This is a genomic window from Hydrocoleum sp. CS-953 (assembly GCF_002260545.1).
GTDB lineage: Bacteria > Cyanobacteriota > Cyanobacteriia > Cyanobacteriales > Microcoleaceae > Trichodesmium.
Map to the genome: position 1 here is coordinate 1 of NZ_LGSU01000933.1, position 5,517 is coordinate 5,517.

The 5,517-nt window shown below is 36.8% G+C and carries 4 protein-coding genes and 1 pseudogene; 2 read left to right on the forward strand and 3 right to left on the reverse strand.

What is annotated here, in order from left to right; translation table 11 throughout:
- Positions 1–420: 420 nt before the first annotated feature.
- Together AFK68_RS12770 and AFK68_RS12775 are read left to right on the forward strand one after the other, a co-directional pair.
- Entirely contained in the window at positions 421–1,164 is a 744-nt protein-coding gene (locus AFK68_RS12770; protein WP_094673145.1) for a sulfite exporter TauE/SafE family protein, read from the forward strand.
- A gap of 390 nt (positions 1,165–1,554) precedes the next feature.
- Positions 1,555–2,277, forward strand: a complete 723-nt coding sequence (locus AFK68_RS12775) for a PEP-CTERM sorting domain-containing protein (RefSeq protein WP_094673146.1) — start codon at positions 1,555–1,557, stop codon at positions 2,275–2,277.
- A 214-nt stretch (positions 2,278–2,491) separates the two neighbouring features.
- On the opposite strand, the gene cobJ is transcribed toward AFK68_RS12775, so the two are convergent.
- The 3 genes and pseudogenes from cobJ to AFK68_RS12785 all read right to left on the reverse strand — a co-directional run.
- Positions 2,492–3,532: precorrin-3B C(17)-methyltransferase (gene cobJ / locus AFK68_RS41605; RefSeq protein WP_246844156.1), on the reverse strand; the 1,041-nt coding region annotated here is incomplete at its 5' end.
- 1 nt (position 3,533) lies between these two features.
- Positions 3,534–4,651, reverse strand: a pseudogene (locus AFK68_RS41610) (cobalt-precorrin 5A hydrolase); the annotation flags it as partial.
- A gap of 141 nt (positions 4,652–4,792) precedes the next feature.
- Positions 4,793–5,401: a cytochrome b/b6 domain-containing protein gene (locus AFK68_RS12785; RefSeq protein ID WP_094673148.1), complete on the reverse strand. Its 609-nt coding sequence runs from the start codon at positions 5,399–5,401 to the stop codon at positions 4,793–4,795.
- Between the last annotated feature and the right edge of the window lie 116 nt (positions 5,402–5,517).

Below are 5,517 nucleotides of genomic sequence, written 5' to 3' on the forward strand. Positions count from 1 at the left end.
GAGATGGGGAGATGGGGAGATGGGGCGTATTAGATATCTCCCACTCATCCAATCATCAAATCAATTATCACCCATTTTTTATCAATTACTTCTCCCTCCAACCGATTTTATGGAGATACACTTAGGGCTTCTATAGGAAATCAAGAAGATTGTCATAGCGCGTCTCGACTAAAATTGTGGTTAAAAAAACCTATGTTGGGCGTTCCGCAAGGGAGCTGGCGTCGTCGCACCGCTATCTCGTAGGGGGCGAATAGCCATTCGCCCCTACAGGTGGTATATAATTTCATTTTTTGCCTAAGTTTTGATAATCTTACAATACATCCAGACTCGATATGTAGTTGTGCTCTAGCGCTGCTAGAGATTCAGGGAACTACAAACAAAGACTTTTTGGCAACTAATTATCGGCACTTAATATGACAGATGAATTTCCAGACAGTGGTTTCTATATTTTTATCATTTTTCTTTGCAGCTTTTCTTAAAGGAATTACAGGACTAGGTTTTTCAACTATATGCTTGCCTACTATGGCAACTTTTCTCGATCCGAAAATAGCTATACCTTTAGTTATTGTACCTTCCCTCTCAAGTAACCTTTTGGTGATGACACAAGCTGGAAGATTTAAGGATGCAGTTAGTAATTTTTGGCCTATTTATGTCTCGACGTTCCCAGGGTTACTTCTGGGGGTATACGTTCTCAATTCTATAGAAGGTGCAATTAGTCGAGCTATTCTGGGAGCTATTTTATTTCTCTATGCTTTATGGGCTTTGCGCTCAAAACCTATTATCCTTTCTGAGAAAATGAGAACATGGCTGACTGTTCCGGTAGGATTGACAACAGGAGTAATAAATGGTATCACTGGTTCTCAGATTATGCCTATTTTGCCATTTTTACTTGCTTTAGACCTAAATAAAGAGACTTTTGTACAAGCGATCAATCTTTCTTTTACGCTTTCAAGTGTGGTGATGTTGTTTCTATTGGGTAAAATTGGATTGCTTCAGCCATCTCTGTTAGGTATTGCTGTGGTGGGTATTGTGCCTGTTGCTATAGGTATCAATCTTGGTAGTAGGTTGAGAAAAAGGTTGCCAGAGGAGAAATTTCGTACAGTGGTTTTGTTGTTTTTGTTAGTCGTTGGTTTAAGTTTGATTATTCGGTCTTTAATTATTTAGCTATTCAGAAAATGCCTGACATTTCAGATTCGCTATAGCATAAAATGTACCCTAGAAGTTTAATTTTTTTCTCTATCAAAAAAATCCAGTAAATTTACGCATAAAATAGTTTATTTAGATGGGGAAATAATAGTATACATAAGTAGATGATGTCAATTTTACCTAAGTAATTTCCTATTTATTAAAGATTTAGTAAAGTTTGAAATAAACTCTTGCCATTCTAAAAATCCTATGTAAAGATATATGTTATGGAGTTAATTACAGACTGTTAACTCACAGAAAACTAAACGCACAAATCAATTTAAGGATAGAGAATTAATTATGATGGTTAACAATCAAGTAAGCTCAAAAAAATTTTTAAAGTTTTTACTGTCGTAGACAGTAAAAACTTTGGCTAATGCTTTGACTGCCAATAACTATATAATAAGAACAGCAGTTACTTCTGTTGGTCTGGTAGCAATAAGTTCCCCAGTTCAAGCCGCTTCAATGGGTGTAGTTGATTTTGAAAGTGGATTCACCGATCGTCAATTTATTAACAGTGTTACTGCTAATAATGGTAATGAATTAACTTTCTGGAAAGGAGATCAAACCCCCACATCACTTCCGGAAATCGCAAAGATTGGATGGCCTTATAGTGCTTTTGGTCCTACTGACGGTCTTACTCTTCAGCCCCGAATTGGTAATTTCTTCCTAACAGATGGGCCGTCAGAATCGGTAGCTAATAACTACTTTATTGAATTTAGTCAAGCTGTATCAGAGGTGAGTGTAGACCTTCTAGATTTCGATGCGTTATCTTACCACGGTGGCCCTGGTGTAGCGACTGTAACAGTATTCTCTGATAGTTTTTCAACTGTTATTAATTCTCAGGATTTTCTAAGTTCCACAGGTGCTGGGGAAACTCTTGATACATTCAGCATTAGTGGTAATTCAAATGCTATCAAATCTTTGTCTATTGTTTATAGTGTTAATGGTCGTGGAGATGTAGGAACTGGAATTGATAATATTAGGTTTAAACAATTTGAAGCATCTCAATCAACACCCGAACCTGCTTCAATTTTAGGTTTATTAGGTATTGCTGCTGTTGGTGCTGCTTCCAAGTTAAAGCGCAAGTAAAATTATTAAGGTTATAAATATTTGTGAGAGCGATCGCTTTTCATGTACAGTGGATTCCACCTCGGTGATATACACCCATCGCGGGCAAGATGTCCGCAATTTAACTGGCGATCGCCATAAAATAGGAGGAAGTTATGCTAATATCTCCTGTCTCCTAACTCCTCCCTAATGTTTACTCCTATCTCCTGTCTCCTGTCTCCTCCGTTAACTGAAATTACCCTAAATAACCCCTGGGTGTAATTATCCAATTATTATAAGTTCCTGTAGATTGATTACCAATTAAAATTACAGTCAACATATCAACTGAAACCTCCAATAATTTATCCAGACTTGTTAAAGTAATTTCTTCATTTTCTCGATAAGCAGAACGAACAATTGCTACTGGAGTTTCTGGTTGACGATGCTCCAAAAAAATATTCACTGCCTTAACTAATTGTTCTGTTCTATTCTGAGATTTAGGATTATAAATTGCCACGACAAAATCTGCCATTGCAGCAGCATTTAAACGTTTTTCTATTACCTCCCAAGGTGTTAACAAATCGCTCAAACTAATAGCACAAAAATCGTGCATTAATGGCGCACCAACTCTCGATGCAGCAGACTGTAAAGCACTAACTCCTGGAAATATTTCTACTGCTGGAGTTTTCCCATCCCAACCTTTTGCTTGAAGCTGTTCTAAAACTAATCCTGCCATACCATAAATTCCACAATCTCCAGAAGAAACTACTGCCACAGTTAAACCAAAGTAGGCTAATTCAATTGCTTTTTCTCCCCGTTGTCTTTCTTGAGTAATTGGCATTTTTTCGACTATTTGTCCGGGATTAAATAATGGTTGAATTAAGTCAATATAAAGAGAATAACCAATTACAACATCTGCATAACTAACGGCTGTTTGAGCAGCGGATGTCATCTGGTCTAGTTGACCAGGGCCGGTGCCAATTAATAATAATTTTCCTGTTCTACCTGTATATTCTTTTTCAGCTAAAGCAACAGCAATAGTCATCGCTCCTGGTTCACCTTCGAGGCGGAATATTTGTTTACTAACTAATAAATTTGTGGATAATTTTAAGAACTTTTCTTTCTCTTGAAGAAGAGAAAAAGAATCATCCGTACATCCGTGAAAATCTGTGTCTTGCTGTTGATTTTCCTCCGGGTGAAGTTCCCCTTGTAAAGGTAATTTTGATTCCTTTTGATTATCTCTTATTTCTCCCTTTTGAAATAATAAGAATGAATCATCCGTACATCCGTGAAAATCNTGTAAAGGTAATTTTGATTCCTTTTGATTATCTCTTATTTCTCCCTTTTGAAATAATAAGAATGAATCATCCGTACATCCGTGAAAATCCGTGTCTTGCTCCTGTTTTGCTCCTAAAATAGCTGCGGCTTCAGCAACACTAGGAGTTCCAACTTCTGCTGCAACAATATTAGAAGGATTAGGCACTTCAACACAGTTTAATAAATCTGCTGAAAATGTCCGTAAAGGTAAATTTCGTTCCTGACAAAATTCGACTAATCCTATTTCATCAGCTTTAATATTAATAGTGGCAATACCAGCGATCGCTCCTTCTGCTAAATGATGAGCGCGAAATATTTCCTCGATACCTGTAGCAATTAATTTTTGAGAAGTTCCTCTTTCGCAACCAACCCCCACCCATAAAACTCGCGGGTGCCATTGCACTTTTGGTAAATCTGAATCTGGCGAAAACTGGCGTTGAGTAAAACTAATCCAAATTCTTGCCTTGGGAGTGGGGGATGGTTCGCCTATTTCTGGAGACCCAAAGTAAAACGGATGTTGCTCCGGTAGATGTTTTTGCCACAATGTCGAACCTACTTCTTGAAGCACTTGTACAGTTTCTCCTCTGGCAACCACTGCACTAACTTTATTCCAGTCACCTTCCCCCTGTTGCCAACCAAAAGGTTTACCCAAAATATCGATACCAGGTAATTCTAAATTATGGGATGCTCCTGTAATGACTGGGGTAGCGTTGAGAAGGGGAGCGAGAATATTGGTTAATTTATCAGCACCTCCTTGATGTCCGCTACATAAACTAACGACAAATTTACCCGCTTCATCGACAACAACTACCGCTGGATCGCGATATTTATCTTGCAAAAGTGGAGAAATTAAACGGACGACTGCACCACTAGCAAGACAAAAAACTATTGCGCAATAGTTTTGCCAAATATTTGTCAGATGATTTTTCAGAGAGTCAGTGTAAACCTGGGTGTTGGGAGGAAGATTTATTGTTGTTTGACAAGACTTCGGTATCCAGAGAGTTGCTCCCAATGTTTGACAAATAGGTTGTAATAATTTTACTGATCTAGGAGTTGTGGCGATCGCTGCTATTGGTTGAAATTCTTGGGCAATTATCATTTGGATTTAATATTCCTTTTATAAATAGTCTCTAAGAAGAGTTCAAGAATTGAGAATTGAGAATTGAGAATTACCTCTTCTTATAAAAAAGAGGATTGGCGCTCANGTAATTATTAATTATTAATTATTAATTGTTAATTATTAAATTCTAGGGTGTTTTAACCAAGCCATAATTTTTTCTGGCCATAACTTCGGACTTTCTTGGGGCAGATATTTTGTATTAAACATGGATAAAATTAGAGGATATCCACCTACTTTAGCACTCATTAATAAGTGAGTAGCGATCGCCAATAACATGATTAGCCAACCTATCAGATGCAGGGAGTACCAAAAATGATACATTTCACCATTAGGCAACCAATTTTCGTCTTGTAATTTTCCTGAACCTATTGATAGTATTGCTGAGAATAAAATTGTGGTATTGACCATGCGATGCAGTCTATACCACCAAATATTTTCACCCACGTTATTTGTCAATTTTTGCCAATCATCTGATTGAACTAAACGGTTTCTACCTATTTTGATACTTACTATAATAAATCCCAAAAATATCAAGAATAAAACAAAGGCAAAAGTTCCATGGATATCTATTAAACTACGGTTTTTGATAGTCAAACCGACTTTGCAAAATCTACCATCCCAACTATCATAAACCAAAAAACCTGTAATTACACAAGAGATTACCAATAAAGCATTAATACTGTGAAATAAACGCAGCAAAAAAGGTTGATAGGGTTGAGTTTTTGACATATTTTTTTCTATTCTTTCTATCTTCAATTTTACCGAAGAATTAAGGTTTAAAGCCTTCTATTTCAAGAGAAACAATTAATTTATTTTCCTTTTATTCAATCCAATCCGTTTTAGGG